This is a genomic window from Rhodococcus sp. Leaf233 (genome assembly GCF_001426165.1).
In the GTDB taxonomy this organism is placed as follows: domain Bacteria; phylum Actinomycetota; class Actinomycetes; order Mycobacteriales; family Mycobacteriaceae; genus Rhodococcoides; species Rhodococcoides fascians.
Genome location: NZ_LMRO01000009.1, coordinates 960,327 through 978,982, shown reverse-complemented (window position 1 = coordinate 978,982; position 18,656 = coordinate 960,327). Strand labels below are relative to the sequence as shown.

Genomic DNA, 18,656 nt, shown 5'->3' with positions numbered 1-18,656 from the left:
ATCGCCTGCGCGATAGCTCTTTTCATCTCATCGAGACGATCAACGCGCAGTGATGTGGCCTGCATCACACCATAGTATGCGCACCTACGAATACACGGTGCGTCGCCCGCCGCACGAAGCAATCCGGGGACCGATCTCACTCCCCGGAGCTATCGTCGACCGGTGCCCACCGACGACGATCACAACGAGACCATCACCATCGGACGTTCGCCCGGGGTGGAGGTCGAGGTACTCCCCTACGGCGCGACCCTGCAACGAATGTCGGTGACCGGAGGAGACGGCGAGCGCCGCGACGTTCTCGTCGGCGTGGCGGGCGAGCGTGAGCTTCGTTCGTCCACTGCCTATTTCGGCTCTACCGTCGGCCGGTACGCGAACCGGATCAAGGACGGCCGGTTCGAGATCGATGGGCAGGCGGTGCAACTGACGATCAACGACGGCACCAACCACCTGCACGGCGGAACCGACGGCTTCGACTCACGACACTGGACCGTGGTCGGCCGATCGCCGGATTCGGTCGAGTTCGAGTTGATCAGCCCCGACGGCGATCAGGGCTACCCGGGCGAAGTCCGTGCGCGGGCCCAGTTCTCCGTCACGACCGATCGCGTGCGGCTGGAGTCGACGGCAACGACCACCGCGCCGACGGTGGTGAACCTGACGTCGCACGCGTATTTCGATCTCGATGGCCATGGCATCGACGATCACACCCTGCAGGTGTTCGCCTCGACGTACACCCCGGTCGACACCGAGGGAATCCCGACCGGTGCCATCGAATCCGTCGACGGCACCGCGCTGGATCTGCGCACGCCCGGACGAGTCGGAGACCTGGCCCGAGCCACTCATCCGCAGTTGCTGACCGCCCGGGGTGTGGACCACAACTTCGTCGTCGACGGTACGGGGCATCGGCGTGCGGCGATCCTGAGCTCCGAGCGCAGTCGAACGGCACTGGAATTGTGGACCGATCAGCCCGGCGTGCAGGTGTACACAGGCAACTTCCTGAACGGCAGCGATGTGTCCCGACGCGGCTCGATGCTGCGCCAAGGCGACGGCATCGCACTCGAACCCCAGCTGTTCCCCGATTCACCGAATCACCCGAACTTTCCCTCTGCGGTGCTGCGACCGGGCCAGACGTACCGGTCCGTGATCGAGTGGAGATTTTCTGCACTTCACGCTTGAGTGAACGCTCACAAATTTTTGGAATTCAAACGTTTCAAGTCTTGACGCGGCCCGATGTTAACGCTCACACTGTGTTGCACACGTCACAGTGGAGTGGCGACATTGAGGAGATCACCATGGCGTCGAAGACAATTTTTGCGGCGAGCGCGCTCATTCTGAGTGGTGCGATCGTCCTGAGTGCGTGCAGTAGCGGAGGCGGCGGCGACGCGTCCGGCGGCGGTGACGGCGCAACGGTGCTGGGCTTTTCCCAGGTCGGTGCCGAGAGCGGATGGCGCACGGCCAACACCATCTCCATCCAGGACGCGGCCAGCGCTGCCGGCATGGAGTTGAAGTTCTCCGACGCGCAGCAGAAGCAGGAAAACCAGATCAAGGCGATTCGCACCTACATCCAGCAGAAGGTCGACGTCATCGCTTTCAGCCCCGTCGTCGAGACGGGATGGGAGCCGGTCCTCCAGGAAGCCAAGCGCGCGAACATCCCGGTGATCCTCACCGACCGCTCCGTCGACACCACCGACGATTCGCTGTATGCCACGTTCCTCGGCTCCGATTTCGTCGAGGAGGGCAAGAAGGCAGGCGATTGGCTGGTGCAGAACAGCGCCTCTGCGGACACCACCGGCGACGGCAAGATCAACGTGGTCGAGCTGCAGGGAACCACCGGAGCCGCTCCCGCCATCGACCGGGCCGAGGGATTCCGCGACGCTATCGGCGGCCAGTCGAACATCGCGATCACCGCGTCACAGACCGGCGATTTCACCCGTGACGGCGGCAAGCAGGTGATGGAGTCGTTCCTCAACTCCAATCGAGGCCAGATCGACGTCGTCTTCGCCCAGAACGACGACATGGGCCTGGGCGCAATCCAAGCCATCGAAGCAGCCGGGCTGGTACCCGGAAAAGACATCAAGATCATCACCGTCGACGCCGTCAAGGACGGAATGCAAGCACTGGCGGACAAGAAGATCGACTTCATCGTCGAGTGCAACCCACTTCTCGGACCGCAACTGATGGAGCTCACGGACAAGGTCGTCAAGGGCGAGGACGTTCCCAAGAGGGTCGTCACCGAGGAGACCACCTTCACGCCCGACCAGGCGGCAGCAGTACTCGCCGACCGCCAGTACTGAAAGTCGACGCATGCATACCGACACCGTTCCCACCGCGGAGCCGATCACCAGCACAGAGCCGACTCCGCTCGTGGAGATGAAAGACATCTCGATCACCTTCGGTGCCGTCCGAGCCCTCGACGGGGTGTCGTTGCGGCTCTTCCCCGGCGAGGTGCATTCGCTGATGGGTGAGAACGGTGCCGGTAAATCGACGTTGATCAAGGCACTGACCGGGGTCTACTCGATCGACAGCGGAACGGTCACGATCGACGGAACCGAACACGAGTTCGCGACGCCGAGCGCGGCCCAGGCTGCAGGTATCAGCACCGTCTACCAGGAAGTGAACCTACTTCCGAATCTGACTGTCGCAGAGAACATGCTCCTGGGCCGCGAGCCCCGACGCCTACCCGGAAAACTGTTGGGGGCCATCGGCGGTATCGACACGCGAGCGATGAACCGCCGTGCCAGAACGACTCTCGACCGGCTGGGCCTCGACATCGAGCCGTCGTCGGTCCTCGGGGACCATCCGATCGCCGTGCAACAGCTCGTCGCCATCGCCCGCGCAGTCGATGTCGACGCCCGCGTCCTCATCCTGGACGAGCCGACCTCGAGCCTGGACAAGGACGAGGTCGAAACCCTGTACTCCGTCATCGAACGGCTGAGGGAAGACGGAACCTCGATCGTCTTCGTGTCGCACTTCCTCGACCAGATCTATCGGATCTCCGACCGAATGACGATCCTGCGCAACGGAAAGCTCGTCTCCGAGCGCCTGGTCGCCGACACTCCGCAGTTCGAGCTGGTCGAGTTGATGATCGGTCGGGAACTGGACACCTTGCGCGAACTCGACAGCCGCGAGCCGGTGATGGTTTCCGACGAACAGACGCCCGTCGTGGAAGTGTTGGGCATCGGACGCAAGGGCGCACTGGAAGCAACCGATCTGCGTCTTCATGCGGGACAGGTCGTCGGCATCGCCGGTCTGCTCGGGTCCGGCCGTACCGAGCTTGCTCGCCTGCTCGGTGGAGCCGATCGATCGGACTCCGGATCGATCGAAGTGCATGCGACCAAGCACCGCATTCGCAGTCCACGCCAGGCCGCCGATCAGCGCATCGCCCTCACCAGCGAGGATCGCAAGGCCGACGGTGTGGTGGCCGATCTGACGGTGGCCGACAACATGCTGCTCGCTCTGCAGGCCAAGCGTGGATGGCTTCGTCCCATCCCCCGTGCCACCCGCACCAAGCTCGTCAAGGAATACATCTCTGCACTCGACATCAGGCCCGCCGATCCGAACGCGTTGATGCGCAACCTGTCCGGCGGCAACCAACAGAAAGTGCTCCTCGCCCGCTGGCTCATCACCGAACCCGAACTTCTGATTCTGGACGAACCGACACGCGGAATCGACATCGGTGCCAAAGCGCAGATCCAAACCCTGGTGGCCGACCTGGCCGCGCGCGGAATGTCGGTGGTGTTCATCTCCGCCGAGCTCGAAGAGATCCTGCGCCTCAGTGACCGCATCGTGGTCATGCGAGATCACCGCAAGATCGACGAACGTATCAACGACGGTGTGTCGGTCGGCGACGTGCTCGCCACCATCGCAGCCGGGGTGCGCACCGACGAACCCGTCGCGGCCGCCACTTCGACCACCGACAGGAATGTCGCATCATGACCGAAACCCTCGAACCATCGGCCGGCGCGCCCGCTCGCGCACGTGCCGCCCTCGCCCAGCCGGTCGTCTGGCCGCTGCTGGCTCTGATAGCTCTGATCGTCGTCAATGTCGTTGTGACACCGGACTTCCTCGACATTCGAATCGAGAACGGTGGCCTGTTCGGAAACATCGTCGATATCGCACGCAACTCCGCGCCGCTCATTCTGGTGGCCGTCGGCATGACGCTGGTGGTGGCAACCCGCGGCATCGACCTCTCCGTGGGCGCAGTGGCAGTCATCGCTGCCGCCGTTGCGTGTACTCGCATCGTCGCGGCACCGGACGAGGGTGCCACCACGACGATGATCATGGCTGTTGTCTGGGCACTGGGAGCATGTCTGCTGCTGGGTCTGTGGAACGGCCTTCTGGTGTCGGTCTTCGGAATTCAACCCATCATCGCGACGCTCATTCTGATGGTCGCCGGACGTGGCCTGGCCATGTTGATCACCGACGGAAACATCACGACAGTCAACAACCCGGCCTTCAGCACGCTCGCGTCGGGCACGCTTCTCGGACTTCCACTGGCACTGATCATCGCTCTCGTGGTCGTGGCGGCAACCGCACTGTTGACCCGGCGGACTGCACTGGGGATGCTCGTCGAAGCCGTCGGAATCAACCCGGAGGCAAGCAGATTGGCCGGTGTCCAGTCGCGGACGATCGTCTGGACGGTCTACGTGTTCGCCGCGGTGTGCTCGGGAATGGCAGGTCTGATCATCGCTGCGAACACCAACTCGGTGAACGCGAACAGTCTGGGCCAGTGGATCGAGCTCGACGCGATCCTCGCTGTCGTCATCGGCGGTACTGCTCTGACCGGTGGTCGATTCTCCATCGCCGGCACCGTCGTCGGTGCCCTGCTCATCGGCACGCTCACGCGCACCATCACCAATGTCGGTATCCCCTCCGAGGCCAACTACCTGTTCAAAGCGGTCGTCATAATAGTGGTCTGCCTGTTGCAATCACCACGAGCCCGCGCATCACTGCGGACGTGGTTCCGCACCGACTCCACCAAGGCGGTACGACCGTGAGCGACCTCATGACTGCTCCCCCCACGACCACCGCGGCAGCACCGAGCACCGCGCCCTCGACCTGGGACCGCGTGAAGCGGTACTCCCCACCGTCTCGGTTTCTGCCGGTCATCGCCACGTTCGCGCTGTTCGTCGGTCTGTTCGGACTCGGCGAATTCCGCTACAGCGGCTTCGCCGATCCACAGGTGTTCCTGTCACTGCTGATCGACAACTCGTTCCTCATCGTCCTCGCGGTAGGGATGACCTTCGTCATCCTCACCGGCGGAATCGATCTCTCCGTCGGGTCCGTCGTCGCACTGTCGACGATGATCGCAGCGCGCACACTGCAATTGGGCTGGCCACCGCTGCTGGTCATGGCCGTGGTGTTGCTGTGCGGTGCCGTGCTCGGCACCGTCATGGGTGCCCTCATCCACTATCTGCAGATTCAGCCGTTCGTCGCCACACTCGCGGGGATGTTCCTCGCCCGGGGCCTGTGCTACATGATCGGTGTCGAGTCGATCCCGATCACCGACGACACGTTCTCCTCGATCGCATTCGCCGTCATCGAACTACCCGGCGGCTACACCATCACCTGGAGCGTGGTGATCGCGCTGGTCACGGTGGCGATTGCTGCATACGTGTTTTCCTGCACTCGTTTCGGACGTTCGGTCTACGGCATCGGTGGCAACGAAGCGTCCGCGCTGCTGATGGGGCTCAAGGTGGCGGCCGTGAAAGTCGGCGTCTACACGATCAGCGGATTCTGCGCAGCGCTCGCCGGCCTACTGTTCTCCTTCTACGCACTGTCGGGCTACAGCCTCAACGCCGTCGGCATGGAGCTCGACGCTATCGCCGCGGTGGTGATCGGCGGAACGCTGCTCACCGGCGGGCGCGGGTACGTCCTCGGTTCGCTGGTGGGAGTCCTGATCCTCGGTGCCATACAGACTTTCATCGCCTTCGACGGAACCCTGAGCTCGTGGTGGACGCGAATCACGATCGGAGTGCTGCTCCTGGTGTTCGTTCTCGCCCAACGTCTGCTGACGGCGAGAAAGAGGTGACCAACACAGGGATCGACGGTAAGGCACCCGTCATGACCGACGTCGCCCGATTGGCCGGGGTATCCCATCAGACGGTCTCGCGGGTCATCAACGGCCAGAACAACTTACGCCCCGAAACCCGCGACCGGGTACAGAATGCCATCGACCAACTGGGCTATCGTCCCAATCGTGCCGCCAGGGCACTGGTCACCAAACGGTCCGCGTCGATCGGAATCATCGGCTCCAAAGGCGGGTTCTGGGGGCCGAGCACCACGCATCGCACCGTGCAGAGCGCGGCACGTGATGCCGGATTCTCCGTCAGCGCAGTCAGTCTCGCAACGCTGACACACGACGAACTCGTCGGCGCACTGCATCACCTGCACGACCAGGGCGTCGAGGGCATCGTGTTGATCGCCGCCACCGACGACGCTGTGGCGGCGGCTCGATCCGAGGAGTCCGTCGTTCCCGTCGTGGTCGTCGAAGGTGACCCCACCACCTCGACCTGGACCGTGGGCATCGATCAGGTCGGCGGCGCTCGATTGGCCACCCGACACCTGATCGAGGCAGGTCACGAACGCATCGTGCATCTGTCCGGACCGCAGGGATGGACCGAATCCCGCGGCCGTGAACAAGGGTGGCAGGATGCGCTCGACGAGGCCGGGCTGGCGTGGACACCGGTCCTCCGCGGCGACTGGTCCGCACGCAGCGGCTACGAGAACGGGCTCCGCCTCGCCGAGGACCACACCGTCACGGCCGCGTTCTGCGCCAACGACCAGATGGCCCTCGGCTTGCTGCGCGCCTTCCACGAGAGCGGCCGCCGTGTGCCCGAGGACTTCGCCGTCGTCGGATTCGACGACATCCCCGAGGCTGCTTTCCTGATCCCACCACTGACAACGGTCCGCCAGGACTTCACCGAAGTCGGCAGACGCGCGATCGACGTCCTGCGCGCGGCACTGGACAACACTGCCGCACCCGAGGCGTCCATCGATCCTGAACTCGTCGTTCGATCGTCCAGCACCACTGCACCGAAACCGACCACAACCGTTGCACCGCAACAAGGAGAATCGCATGTCCAATGACCGCTACACGGTAGGAGTGGACTACGGCACTCTCTCCGGCCGTGCCGTAGTCGTCCGTGTGTCCGATGGTGCCGAAATTGCATCTGCCGTACACGAATACAGCCACGCCGTACTCGAGGAGACTCTGCCCGGCAGTACCGTGCGACTTCCCGACGCGTGGGCTCTGCAGGTGCCGGACGACTATCGCGACGTCCTACGCCGCGCCGTCCCCGCTGCGATGGCCGCCGCGGGCATCGCGCCGGAGCAGGTGGTGGGCATCGGGACCGACTTCACCGCATGCACCATGGTGCCGACCTACGCGGACGGCACGCCGCTCAGCGAAGACCCGCGCTTCGTCGATCGCCCACACGCCTACGTCAAACTGTGGAAACACCATGCGGCGCAGGGACAGGCCGACCGGATCAACGAACTGGCCGCCCGTCGCGGAGAGAGCTGGCTCCCCCGCTACGGCGGCTTGATCTCCTCGGAATGGGAATTCGCCAAGGCGCTGCAGATTCACGAGGAGGACGCCGAGATCTACGAGGCCATGGACCGGTGGGTCGAGGCGGCCGACTGGATCGTCTGGCAACTGTGCGGAAACTACGTGCGCAATGCCTGCACCGCGGGATACAAGGGCATCTATCAGGACGGCAAGTATCCTTCCGTCGACTTCCTCACCGAGCTCGCGCCCGGGTTCGGTGGGTTCGTGGCAGAGAAACTGGACCAACCGCTGGGCGAGTTGGGCTCGCGTGCAGGCACGTTGACCGCCGAGGCCGCGGCATGGACGGGATTGCCCGAGGGGATAGCCGTCGCGGTCGGAAACGTGGATGCCCACGTCACGGCCCCGGCTGCGGGTGCCGTCGAATCGGGCCGCATGGTCGCCATCATGGGAACATCCACCTGCCACGTCATGAGTTCGACCGTGTTGAACGACGTTCCGGGTATGTGCGGCGTCGTCGACGGCGGCATCGTCGCTGGGTCGTACGGGTACGAGGCCGGCCAGAGTGGGGTCGGCGACATCTTCGGGTGGTTCACCCGCACCGGAGTTCCCGCGTCCTACAGTGAAGCGGCAACTGCCGCAGGCGAGTCCGTGCACGAATACCTGACGCGGCTCGCGTCGGCCCAAGAGGTGGGCGAGCACGGTCTGGTCGCGCTCGACTGGCACAGCGGCAATCGGTCGATCCTGGTCGATCACGAACTGTCCGGCCTGGTCATCGGATCGACGCTCGCGACGCGGCCCGAGGACACCTACCGCGCACTGCTCGAGGCAACGGCATTCGGCACCCGCGTCATCGTCGAGACGTTCCGCGACAGCGGCGTTCCCGTCGAAGAATTCGTCGTGGCGGGAGGTCTGGCCCGCAACCCACTGCTGATGCAGATCTACGCCGACGTGCTACGTATGCCGTTGTCCGTCATCGCGTCCGCACAGGGCCCCGCCTTGGGCTCCGCCATCCACGCGGCAGTGGCCGCAGGCTGCTACCCGGACGTGCCGGTGGCGTCGAAGTCGATGGGCAAGGTCCGCCGCGGTGCATTCGTTCCGGACGAGTCCCGCTCGGAGGCATACGACTCGCTGTACGAGATCTACCTGGAACTGCACGATCGCTTCGGTCGGGACGTACCGACCATGCGCCGGCTGCGATCACTGCGTCGCGCAGCCCTGACGAGGAAGCTGGAAGCGAAATGACAGTTGTCGACGATGTTCGCGAGGTCGTCGAGGAGATTCGCAAGGACGTGTGCGCACTGCATGCGGAACTGGTGCGCTACGGTTTGGTCGTGTGGACGGCGGGCAACGTGTCCGCGCGCGTTCCCGGTCGAGACCTCATGGTCATCAAGCCGAGCGGCGTCTCCTACGACGACCTGACACCGGGCAACATGGTGGTGTGCGATCTGCACGGTCGAGTGGTCGAAGGAGACCACGCGCCGTCCTCGGACACCGAGGCGCAGGCATACGTCTATCGGCACCTCGACCATATCAACGGTGTGGTGCACACTCATTCGCCCTACGCGGTGGCGTGGGCCGCACGAGGAGAACCCATTCCGGTCGTGACCACGATGTGCGCCGACGAATTCGGCGGCGACATTCCGGTGGGTCCGTTCGCCGTGATCGGCGACGACTCGATCGGGCGCGGCATCGTCGACACCCTCGCAGGCAGCCGCTCTCCGGCAATACTCATGCAGAACCACGGCGTCTTCGCCGTTGGCCCGTCGGCCCGATCTGCGGTGAAAGCGGCGGTCATGTGCGAGGACGTGGCCCGATCGGTGCACCTGTCATATCAACTGGGACAACCACTTCCCATCCCCCGCGCGTCGGTCGACGCACTCTACGACCGCTACCAGAACGTCTACGGCCAGCGCTGATCAGCGCCACATTTTTCCACGGAAGGTACATTCTCCATGTCCGAAGTATGGTTTCTCACCGGCAGCCAAGGCCTCTACGGTCCCGAGACGCTCGAGCAGGTAGCAGTCCAGTCACGGGAGATCGCAGACAAACTCGACGGCGCACTACCGGTATCCGTCGTCTGGAAGCCGGTGCTGCTCGACGCGTCCGCGATCCTGCGGTGCATGCGCGAGGCCAACGCCGCCGAGGACTGCATCGGCGTCGTCACCTGGATGCACACTTTCTCGCCGGCCAAGATGTGGATCGCAGGCTTGGACGCGCTCGATGTTCCACTGCTGCACCTGCACACGCAGGCCGGAATGTCGTTGCCCTGGTCCACGATCGACATGGAGTTCATGAATCTGAACCAGGCTGCGCACGGTGATCGCGAGTTCGGGCACATCGAGTCCAGGGTCGGCGTACTGCGCACCACCATCGCGGGCCACGTCGACAATCCGTCGGTACGGACGCGGGCGGAGCAGTGGGCGCGCGCGGCACTCGGCCGGGCCGAATTGCGTTCGCTGAAACTGGCCCGCTTCGGCGACAACATGCGCGACGTCGCGGTCACCGAGGGCGACAAGGTGGAGGCGCAGCTGCGGTTCGGCGTCTCCGTGAACACCTACGGCGTCAACGATCTCGTGGACGTGGTCGACAGCGTCAGCGAGTCTGCCGTCTCGGAACTCGTCGACGAGTATCGGTCGCTCTACGACATCGCACCGAGCCTCGACAAGGACGGGGACCGACACGAATCGCTTCGCTACGGCGCGCGCGTCGAAGCGGGACTACGACAGTTCCTGACCGACGGTGGCTTCAAGGCGTTCACCACCAATTTCGAGGATCTCGGCGGGCTGCGTCAGTTGCCGGGATTGGCCGTGCAGCGACTGATGGCCGACGGCTACGGCTTCGGCGGCGAGGGCGACTGGAAGACGTCGATGTTGTTGCGCGGCATGAAGGTGATGGCCGAGGGGCTGGACGGCGGCACGTCCTTCATGGAGGACTACACCTATCACCTCGTTCCCGGTGAGGAGAAGATCCTCGGTGCACACATGCTGGAGGTGTGCCCGTCCATCACGACGTCTCGCCCCACACTGGAGATTCATCCACTCTCGATCGGCGGCCGCGAGGATCCGGTGCGGCTGCGATTCACCGCCGATCCGGGGCACGGCGTCGTCGTCGGACTGTCCGACGTCGGTGAACGATTCCGATTGACGGCCAACGTGATCGACGTGGTCGAGCCCGACGAGGCGCTGCCGAAACTACCCGTGGCATGCGCAGTGTGGGAACCGCAGCCCTCGCTGTCGGTGTCGGCCGAATCGTGGTTGACTGCAGGCGCACCCCACCACACGGTGTTGAGCACCGCCATCGGTCTGCCTGTGCTGGAGGCATTCTCGGACATGATCGGTGTCGAGCTGCTCGCTATCGATTCCGGCACCACGACGCGTGGGTTCCAGCAGACTCTCCGATGGAACGCGGCGTACCACCGACTCGCAGCGAGGTTGTGAGCTGGTAGTGCCCGCCGTCTAACCGTGTCGAGCGCGGTATTCCTCTTCGGCCCCGGGGTGCAGAGGAATACCGCCCGTCATGACCAGTGAGCGTGCGTCGAGAAATTGGCTGCCGATCGCTTGCCCGGGAACCAGGGCCGACGATCGGTCGAGCAGAACGCTCACCAGTGCGGCGACAACTCGGTTCGGCACATCGGGGTGGGCCAACAGCAGATTCGGGATTCCGACGGTCGTCACCCCCGGGTGCGAGCCGTACACGTTCGCCGGAACCGGGACCGCCTCGTACGCGGTGCCGAACGCCCGACGTAGGTTCGGAACGAGACTGCCCAGTTCGAGCAACCGGATCTCGCTACGCGGGTCGGCGAAGGCCGGGGTCGGCAATCCACCCGCCCACATCACCGCGTCGATCTCGTTGTCGGACAACGCGGTCGCTGCCGCCTTCATCGACAATTGAACTTCACGAACTGCATCCGGTCCCGAGACGCCGGCCGCGTCCAGGATCCGATGCGAGAGAACCGTCGCCCCCGATCCGGGCGCGCCGGTACTCACTCGTCGTCCCCGTAGATCGCTCGCTGCGAGGATGGTCGAGTCCGCCCGCACAGCGACCTGAAAGTAGTTCTCGTAGACACATCCGACCGCGGCCAGGTCGGTACTCGGGTGGCTGTATGCGGCGTCGATCAGCGTCATCGCCAGTTCGGCACGACCGGAGATCAACGCGTCGAGGTTGTCGAGAGAACCGGATGTCGTGAGCGGCACTACCTCGACCTCCGACAGTCCGGCAGCCGCGTCGGACAGCAAGCCGGAGAACTCCCAGAAGAAGCCGCCCACCTCGCCCGCCGCCAGGCGCAGTTGCATCGGCGGGTCCGTGGCACAGGCTCCCATGGCCACCGCGGTCAGCGACACGACACCGGCCCGCAGAGCTGTTCTTCGGGAGAACAACGCAGCGGGCCGGAGCATGTCACTCACTGTAAGTCGTCACAGGTCACGCGAAGGCCTTGCCCTGCTCCCTGTCGAGGACGGTCTCGGTCTTGTTCCGCAGCACGAAGATGTACACCAGGAGCGAGATACCGATGACGACGGTCACGTACAGAATGAACCACCCGACGTGCCCACCGTTCTTCGCGGCCTGGTAGATCAACGGAGCGGTACCACCGAACGCGGAGTTCGCCAGCGCGTAACCGAGGCCGACTCCCAAGGCGCGGATGTGCGAGGGGAACAATTCGGCTTTGACGATCGCGTTGATCGAGGTGTAGCCGGTGAGGATGACGTAGCCGACGCAGACCAGCGCCAGTGACTGCACCACCGACGTCGCCGACGGCAGATACGTGATGAGCACGTAGGTGTAGAGCACGCCACCGACGCCGAAGAAGACCAGCAGAGGCTTGCGTCCCACCTTGTCACTGATCAAGCCGCCGATGGGCTGCAGCAACATCAGGAAGATCAGCCCGAACAGGTTGATCCAGGTCCCGGTCATTCCGCGGTCCTCGTACGCTGCCTTGATCATCGAGGGTGCGTTGACGCTGTAGGTGTAGAACGCGATGGTGCCACCGGCGGTCACCATGAAACAGATCAGCAGAGCGCGCCAATGCTTTCCGACCAATTCCTTGAGAGATCCGGACGCCTGATCGGCACCACTACGAACTGCCTCGAGCTGATCCTTCGTCAGGGACTCGTCCATGCTGCGGCGCAGCCAGAAGACAACCACTGCGGCGACGCCACCGATGAAGAACGCTATGCGCCAACCGAAGTCCTCTATCTGCTCCCGCTCGAAGAAGACCTGCATGAGCAGCAGCGTGACCTGCGCCAGAACGTGGCCACCGATCAGCGTGACGTACTGGAACGAGGAGAAGAATCCGCGACGCTCACGAGTGGCGGCCTCGGACATGTATGTCGCCGACGCTCCGTACTCACCACCGGTGGCGAAGCCCTGCACCAGACGGCACAGAATCAGAATGACCGCGGCCCATACACCGATGCTCTCCCGGCCGGGGGTGAACGCGATGACCATCGAGCAGGCCGCCATCAGCGAGACACTGAATGTCAGTGCAGCTCGGCGACCGTTCCGGTCTGCGTAGCGTCCGAAGAACCACGAACCGACCGGACGCATCAGGAACGTGACCGCGAAGATCCCGTAGACGTAGATGGTCGAATTCTTGTCCGCCGAATCGAAGAACTGATTCTCGAAATACGTCGCGAAGACGGTGTAGACGTACACGTCGTACCACTCGACGAGGTTGCCCGACGACCCACGCAGTGTGTTGTAGACGGCGCGGCGGGTGGCTGCGGGAGACGAGACCGGCGGGTTCGCACGAGACGAACCAGCGGTCGAAGTGGCCTCGTTGGCCATGGGCAGGTCCTTCCACAGATAGCTTGCGGGTGGGTCGCCGAACGCGTGACGGCAACCGAAGTCCTTCTACTGTGACCCCCAGCACAGCGAGAACCAAGCTGTTTCGCGTTTCCTAACACTCCCTTAGGACAAGGACCCGCTCGAGCCGTGACGCGGGAGCAGCATTCGGACGATCAAACCGGACGGTCGATGAGCGTCGACCTCGAGGCGTCCTCCCACTCGTTCGATCAGGGCCGCGACTATTGCCAGGCCGAGCCCCGTTCCGGTCCCGTGAGCACTAGATGCCCGAAAGAACCGGTCCGCGATCATCGGTAATTCGGCAGCGGATACACCCGGGCCGGTGTCGGTGATCGACACCACGACGTGATTGTCGCCGGCTCGGCAGTCGATGTCGACATCCGCTCCCGAACCGGCGTACTTGGTCGCGTTGCTCAGGATCGCGTCGAGCATGCGCACCAGGTCTTCCTCCGGTACCGCAGCAGTGTGATCGGCTCCCGGGTCGGGATCCGCGACATGGACGGTCAGCCCGGCCACTGTCAGTGCGCTCGACCAGAATCGGACTCTGTCGGTGAGCACGAACAGTACGTCGCACGCGGTCTCGCGATGCAGGACCGGCGTCTCGGCAGCAGCGAGAACGAGAAGATCCTCGACGACGGAGTCGAGCCGATCGACCTCCAGTGTCGTTCGCTGGTGCGCTTCGGCGACCGATTCGGGCACCCGCATTCCCAACACGTCCAGTCGAATCCGTAATGCCGCCAGCGGGTTACGCAACGCGTGAGCGGTGTCGGCCACCAGACGGCGCTGCGCAGCGGTCGCGTTCTCCACATCGTCTGCCATCGCGTCGAACGCACGCGAGAGCGCTCGAACCTCGGGCGGACCGACGTGTGCGTCCGACTCGAGACGTGGCGAGTCGTCGAGAGGCCGGCGATCGTGAAAGGCGTCGCCGAACGATTGGACTCGCATCGACAACGACGTCAGTGGACGAACGACCCAGCGCGACAACGCAGCAGCGATCAGCGCCACCGTGGCCAAGATCAGCAGCGCACCGACTGCGGTCACCGCCCACCCGATCGCCACATCCCGGCGGGCCGCGTCGGTGGAGGCTGCGATCACCACGGCACCGTCGACCTGCGTTCCCCCACCGATCGGTGCTGCCACCAGTACCGACGACGGCGACCACGGCGTCACACTCGACGGAAGGCCACCGCGTTGATTGCGCAGGGCACCGGCCACCGCCTGTTGCACGTCCGTGCGCGTCGTATCCAGACCCGATGCAGCACGGACCGCTCCGGTGCGGTCGACCACCACGATCCCCTCGCCGTACAGATCGTTGTAGCGCTGCACCGACTCTCGGATTCGAGAATCACCCGACTCGTCCTCCCGGGAGCTCAGTTCCTCGAAGTACGTTGCAGCGGCAGCTCGATTCTCACCGAATCGTTGGGCGCGTTCGCGACCCAGCAGCAATCCCAGCGGAACCGACAGCGCGAGAACGACGACGGCGGAGTAGACCATCAGCACCACGAGAACCCGGCGCCGCACGTCAGCTGTCCCAGCGGTAGCCGAAGCCGCGGATCGTGGCGATGGTCCCGGGTCGGCCGAGCTTGGCACGCAACGTCGTCATGTGCACGTCGAGCGATCGCGAGATCGCCACGTACGCATCGCCCCAGATCGCATCCATCAGCTGTTCGCGGCTCACCGCTTCACCACGTCGAGTCGCCAGATGCGCGAGCAGGTCGAACTCTTTGGTGGTCAGCCCGATGTCTCGCCCGTCGACTTCGACACTGCGCCCGACGAGATCGACGACCACGTCGCCCAACTCGAGCCGATCCACCGCCGCATCACTCGTTGCGCTCCGACGTCGCGCCGCCACTTCCAGCCTCGCGTGCAACTCCCCCAATCGAGCGGGCTTGACGACGTAGTCGTCCGCCCCCGCGCGCAGAGCTCGGACCACCGACCGCTCGTCGTCCCGCGCGGTCAGCACCACCACGGGCACCGAACTCAGGGTCCGCAGCTTACGAAGCGCCTCGAGGCCGTCCATGTCGGGCAAGCCGAGATCGAGGAGAACGACACCCATGCCGTGGTACCCGAGCAGCAGGTCGGCACCGCGGCGCATCCGGACAGGGTCGTGCCCCACCTCGGTCAGCGCGTCTACCAACGCGTCGCCGACGCCGTCGTCGTCCTCCACCACCGCTATTCGCATCGCCTCGAGATTAGGCCACGACGGCCGACGGGCGTTGCAGGCCGACGCTGATCAGTCGATCGGAAGGACGACCCGCAAGGTGAAACCGCCGTGCACCGTCGCGGCGGCCGAGACGTGCCCACCCAACAATTCCGCCCGCTCGGCGAGTCCTACGAGTCCGTGCCGCGACGACGGGAATGCGAGCGGCGGCAGCGTGGGAGCCGTGTTCGCAACCTGTACCGTCACCGATTCGTCGACTTCATTCACGGTGACATCGACTTTCGAGCCCGGAGCATGTTTGCGAACGTTGGTCAGCCCCTCCTGGACGATTCGATACACAGCACGCTGAACGGAACTCGGCACATCCGACTCCACGTGCACGGTCAATTCGACGTCCAACTCGGATTCAGCCGCCAGCGCCGAGAGATCGGAAATGGCCGGCTGCGGATCGATTCCGTCGGCCTCGCCGCCCGACGCCCGCAGGACACTGACCATCTGCCGCAGCTCCTCGAGTGTTCGCACCGCAAGCGACCGAATGGTCCGGCTGGCGGCTTTGACCGCAGGATCGTCGTTGCTGACCATCAGGGCACCGACCTGAACCGCGATCAAACTCACCTGATGCGAGACCACATCGTGCATTTCTCGCGCCAGACGTGCGCGCTCGGTCGACAGCACCAGTTCGGCCTGCGCAGTCCGATCTCGCTCGCGAGCCTGGTGCAACTCGCTCAATTGCTGCTTCAGATCGCGTTGCGCTCGAATCAGCTGACCGAGGGCCACCGGGGCCGAGGCGTACGCGCCGGCCGCCAGGGTGATCGCGACGACCGACTCGAACGAGGAGTCCGTCGTCACCCACGCCATGCTGGCCGCGAACATACCTGCGCCGCAACAACCCACGACCACGCGACTGCGAACGACGAACGCCACCGTCCCGAGTGAGAACACTGCCGCCAGCAACGTGACGCCCATTGCCAGACCGGGCAGCGTCAGTACGAATACAACTACCGGAAATCGTCTGCGCCCGAACAACAGCACCGGGGTGAGGAGGGCGACGGCAACTTCCGCCGTGGTCGGATCCGGCAACGTGAGCAGTCCATCGGCGAAAGAAAGAACGACGAACACCGCATCGAGAATCACACCCGATCGCCGCTCGGTCGCACGCCGAAAAGCCTGCACAGTGCTCACTGCGACTCGCCCCCAACCGAAGTGGACCCGCCCGCCGACAGTCCACCCCGCTCGGCTATCAAGGCCGCCTGCACCCGCGTCGAGACCTCCAACTTCGACAAGATCGCACTGACGTGGTCCTTGACGGTTCCGGTGCCGAGAAACAGTGCGGCGGCGATCTCCGCATTGGAGTCGCCGTGCACCACGCGCACGAGAACGGCGCGCTCACGCTCGGTGAGCCGCGCGATCTTTCGGGCTTCGGTCGAATCACGGGCCGCTCCGAGAAACCCACGAACGACGGTGCGTCCGACGGTCGGCGACAGGACGATTCCACCAGCGGCAAGCGATCTGATGTGTCTCGGCAACTCTTCGGGATCGGTGTCCTTGACCAGGAAGCCTGCGGCACCGGTGTCGAGTGCACGCATGATGAAGTCGTCCGAGTCGAAGGTGGTCAGCATCGCCACTGCGGGCGGCTGCGGCAATGCGAGGATGTCGGCGAGGACGTCGAGCCCGTTGCGACCGGGCATCCTGATATCGAGCAGCACGACATCGGGTTCCGTTCCGACGACGAGATCGAGGGCGTCGGCCGCGTCGCCCGTGGCAACCACGTCGATGCCGGGCGCGGCACCGAGGATGAGCTCGAAACCCGATCTGACGAGCGCCTCGTCGTCCACGACGACGACTCTGACGTTCTTGGTATCACCCACGACAGCACTCCTGTAGATCATCGAACAGTCACGGGCCCGGGAACACGATCAGCATAGGGCGCTGCTGGTGTGCGGCGAACGAAACCGTGCACGCGACAACACCCGGACCATGAAGGACGAGCCCAATCCGTGCATCAGCAGGCTGAGGGAGATGGTGACGATCATCGCCTGCAACACGATCAACCCGATGTCGTCGTCGAGTGCGTTGAACGCCAACAATCCCAGCACGATGGTCGTGATCCCGCGCGGACCGAGGATCGACGACGCAAGCCGATCGACGACGCCCAATCGTGAGCCCACGAGCGCCAGACACACCGGCATTAGTCTCACCACGGTCAAGGCCAGCACCGAGATGACGACGATGCGCCAGTCGAGACCGAGGTAGACGATGTACGCGGCCACCGCGCCGAATACGAACCACACCACGAGGGACGTGCATTCCACGAACTGTTCGGTGAGGGCAGTGTGCGGGTGGAGTTCGGAGCGCGCACACAGGTGCACGGCAACTCCTGCCACGAACGCCGCGACGAAACCGTTGCCGTGCAGAAGGATTGCCACAGAGAACGTCACGAGAGGGACAGCGAGCACGCCGATGGACAACGAGCTCGTGGTGGTCCACCCCCGTCGCAGGGCCACCTTCATCGCCCATCCGAAGGTAAGGCCGATGGCGCTGCCGACGAGTAGCGACACGGTGCTGGCGAGCAGCGCTTTTCCGATCGATGTGGTCACGCTGTCGACACTCGTCGCGGTGATCATGGCGAGCGCGAACACGAAGATGGGAGCGACGACCCCGTCGTTGTACCCGGACTCGACGTTGAGCGCCGACCGCACGCCACGCGTGAGCCGATTGTCGGTCAGAATTGCCGTCGCTGGAGCCATGTCGATGGGCATGATCACACACGCGATCAGCAGTGCGACGGCAAAGCCGTACTCGGGCAACAGGAACCATGAGGCACTCGCCGCCAGCGCAAGGCTCAGCGGTAGTGCGAGAAGAAGTAGCCGAAGCGACACCGAGGGCGAGCTCCCCAGCATCTTTCCCTCGACCCTGAGGGAATCGGAGAACAGCAGTGCAGCCAGAACGAGTTCGACGATCTGCTCGGTGACGTGATAGTTCAGCACCGTCACGATCTCGGGGCCGAAGAACCAACCGACCACTGCGCCCGCCGACGCGATCGCCAGAGGTGCGCTCACTCGCCACGACGCAAGCTTCGCGGACACCAGTGACCACAGTGCGACAACGCCGACGCAGCACAGCAGTGACTGAGCCAGTGCGGTCATCGGTGTACCCCCTCGTTCTTTCTCGGCCGGACACAGTCGA

The 18,656-nt window shown here is 64.3% G+C and carries 16 protein-coding genes; 9 read left to right on the top strand and 7 right to left on the bottom strand.

All coding sequences use genetic code 11. The features are described 5' to 3' along the window. Window positions 1-162 precede the first annotated feature (162 nt). The 9 genes from ASH04_RS15275 (at window position 163) to araA (ending at window position 10,944) form a co-directional block, all read left to right on the top strand. Window positions 163-1,173, top strand: coding sequence for an aldose epimerase family protein (locus ASH04_RS15275; RefSeq protein ID WP_052718703.1), 1,011 nt, complete (start codon window positions 163-165; stop codon window positions 1,171-1,173). A 116-nt stretch (window positions 1,174-1,289) separates the two neighbouring features. Then, complete coding sequence (locus tag ASH04_RS15270) at window positions 1,290-2,291, top strand: ABC transporter substrate-binding protein (RefSeq protein WP_045842118.1); 1,002 nt, start codon at window positions 1,290-1,292, stop codon at window positions 2,289-2,291. 10 nt (window positions 2,292-2,301) lie between these two features. Further along, on the top strand, window positions 2,302-3,933 hold the full coding sequence (locus ASH04_RS15265; RefSeq protein WP_052056750.1) for a sugar ABC transporter ATP-binding protein: 1,632 nt from the start codon (window positions 2,302-2,304) through the stop codon (window positions 3,931-3,933). Further along, window positions 3,930-4,994 carry an ABC transporter permease gene (locus ASH04_RS15260; protein ID WP_080729054.1) on the top strand — a complete coding sequence of 355 codons (1,065 nt, stop codon included), beginning with the start codon at window positions 3,930-3,932 and terminating at the stop codon, window positions 4,992-4,994. Before ASH04_RS15265 ends, ASH04_RS15260 begins: the two co-directional genes overlap by 4 nt. An 8-nt stretch (window positions 4,995-5,002) precedes the next feature. After that, window positions 5,003-6,028: a galactofuranose ABC transporter, permease protein YjfF gene (gene yjfF, locus ASH04_RS15255; protein ID WP_082519291.1), complete on the top strand. Its 1,026-nt coding sequence runs from the start codon at window positions 5,003-5,005 to the stop codon at window positions 6,026-6,028. Continuing rightward, window positions 6,025-7,086 carry a LacI family DNA-binding transcriptional regulator gene (locus ASH04_RS15250; RefSeq protein ID WP_230591075.1) on the top strand — a complete coding sequence of 354 codons (1,062 nt, stop codon included), beginning with the start codon at window positions 6,025-6,027 and terminating at the stop codon, window positions 7,084-7,086. Before yjfF ends, ASH04_RS15250 begins: the two co-directional genes overlap by 4 nt. Further along, a complete protein-coding gene (gene araB, locus ASH04_RS15245; RefSeq protein ID WP_032408127.1) occupies window positions 7,076-8,749 on the top strand; it encodes a ribulokinase in 1,674 nt (557 codons plus the stop codon). Before ASH04_RS15250 ends, araB begins: the two co-directional genes overlap by 11 nt. Then, on the top strand, window positions 8,746-9,423 hold the full coding sequence (locus tag ASH04_RS15240) for an L-ribulose-5-phosphate 4-epimerase (protein WP_032393258.1): 678 nt from the start codon (window positions 8,746-8,748) through the stop codon (window positions 9,421-9,423). Before araB ends, ASH04_RS15240 begins: the two co-directional genes overlap by 4 nt. A gap of 36 nt (window positions 9,424-9,459) precedes the next feature. Beyond that, entirely contained in the window at window positions 9,460-10,944 is a 1,485-nt protein-coding gene (araA, locus tag ASH04_RS15235) for an L-arabinose isomerase (protein WP_057473887.1), read from the top strand. An 18-nt stretch (window positions 10,945-10,962) separates the two neighbouring features. On the opposite strand, the gene ASH04_RS15230 is transcribed toward araA, so the two are convergent. From ASH04_RS15230 to ASH04_RS15200, 7 genes are all read right to left on the bottom strand, one after another. Continuing rightward, the gene (locus ASH04_RS15230) at window positions 10,963-11,901 is read right to left on the bottom strand and encodes a TAXI family TRAP transporter solute-binding subunit (RefSeq protein WP_057473886.1); all 939 of its coding nucleotides are present in this window, start codon (window positions 11,899-11,901) and stop codon (window positions 10,963-10,965) included. A 25-nt stretch (window positions 11,902-11,926) separates the two neighbouring features. After that, window positions 11,927-13,291 carry an MFS transporter gene (locus tag ASH04_RS15225; protein WP_032372988.1) on the bottom strand — a complete coding sequence of 455 codons (1,365 nt, stop codon included), beginning with the start codon at window positions 13,289-13,291 and terminating at the stop codon, window positions 11,927-11,929. A 123-nt stretch (window positions 13,292-13,414) separates the two neighbouring features. After that, window positions 13,415-14,830: a sensor histidine kinase gene (locus ASH04_RS15220; protein ID WP_235580016.1), complete on the bottom strand. Its 1,416-nt coding sequence runs from the start codon at window positions 14,828-14,830 to the stop codon at window positions 13,415-13,417. A 1-nt stretch (window position 14,831) separates the two neighbouring features. Beyond that, a complete protein-coding gene (locus tag ASH04_RS15215) occupies window positions 14,832-15,491 on the bottom strand; it encodes a response regulator transcription factor (protein ID WP_032368848.1) in 660 nt (219 codons plus the stop codon). Window positions 15,492-15,542: 51 nt separating this feature from the next. Beyond that, window positions 15,543-16,652: a sensor histidine kinase gene (locus tag ASH04_RS15210; RefSeq protein WP_082519268.1), complete on the bottom strand. Its 1,110-nt coding sequence runs from the start codon at window positions 16,650-16,652 to the stop codon at window positions 15,543-15,545. Next, on the bottom strand, window positions 16,649-17,338 hold the full coding sequence (locus tag ASH04_RS15205; protein WP_032393256.1) for a response regulator: 690 nt from the start codon (window positions 17,336-17,338) through the stop codon (window positions 16,649-16,651). Before ASH04_RS15205 ends, ASH04_RS15210 begins: the two co-directional genes overlap by 4 nt. A 48-nt stretch (window positions 17,339-17,386) precedes the next feature. Next, on the bottom strand, window positions 17,387-18,616 hold the full coding sequence (locus tag ASH04_RS15200) for a cation:proton antiporter domain-containing protein (RefSeq protein ID WP_057473885.1): 1,230 nt from the start codon (window positions 18,614-18,616) through the stop codon (window positions 17,387-17,389). Window positions 18,617-18,656: the final 40 nt, after the last annotated feature.

Excerpts from the sequence above, each read along its gene's own strand:
- ASH04_RS15260 (WP_080729054.1), top strand. The coding sequence starts at position 3,930 with ATGACCGAAACCCTCGAACCATCGGCCGGCGCGCCCGCTCGCGCACGT.
- ASH04_RS15240 (WP_032393258.1), top strand. The coding sequence starts at position 8,746 with ATGACAGTTGTCGACGATGTTCGCGAGGTCGTCGAGGAGATTCGCAAG.
- ASH04_RS15200 (WP_057473885.1), bottom strand. The coding sequence starts at position 18,616 with ATGACCGCACTGGCTCAGTCACTGCTGTGCTGCGTCGGCGTTGTCGCA.
- ASH04_RS15215 (WP_032368848.1), bottom strand. The coding sequence starts at position 15,491 with ATGCGAATAGCGGTGGTGGAGGACGACGACGGCGTCGGCGACGCGTTG.
- ASH04_RS15230 (WP_057473886.1), bottom strand. The coding sequence starts at position 11,901 with ATGCTCCGGCCCGCTGCGTTGTTCTCCCGAAGAACAGCTCTGCGGGCC.
- ASH04_RS15270 (WP_045842118.1), top strand. The coding sequence starts at position 1,290 with ATGGCGTCGAAGACAATTTTTGCGGCGAGCGCGCTCATTCTGAGTGGT.
- araA (WP_057473887.1), top strand. The coding sequence starts at position 9,460 with ATGTCCGAAGTATGGTTTCTCACCGGCAGCCAAGGCCTCTACGGTCCC.
- yjfF (WP_082519291.1), top strand. The coding sequence starts at position 5,003 with ATGACTGCTCCCCCCACGACCACCGCGGCAGCACCGAGCACCGCGCCC.
- ASH04_RS15265 (WP_052056750.1), top strand. The coding sequence starts at position 2,302 with ATGCATACCGACACCGTTCCCACCGCGGAGCCGATCACCAGCACAGAG.
- ASH04_RS15225 (WP_032372988.1), bottom strand. The coding sequence starts at position 13,291 with ATGGCCAACGAGGCCACTTCGACCGCTGGTTCGTCTCGTGCGAACCCG.
- araB (WP_032408127.1), top strand. The coding sequence starts at position 7,076 with ATGTCCAATGACCGCTACACGGTAGGAGTGGACTACGGCACTCTCTCC.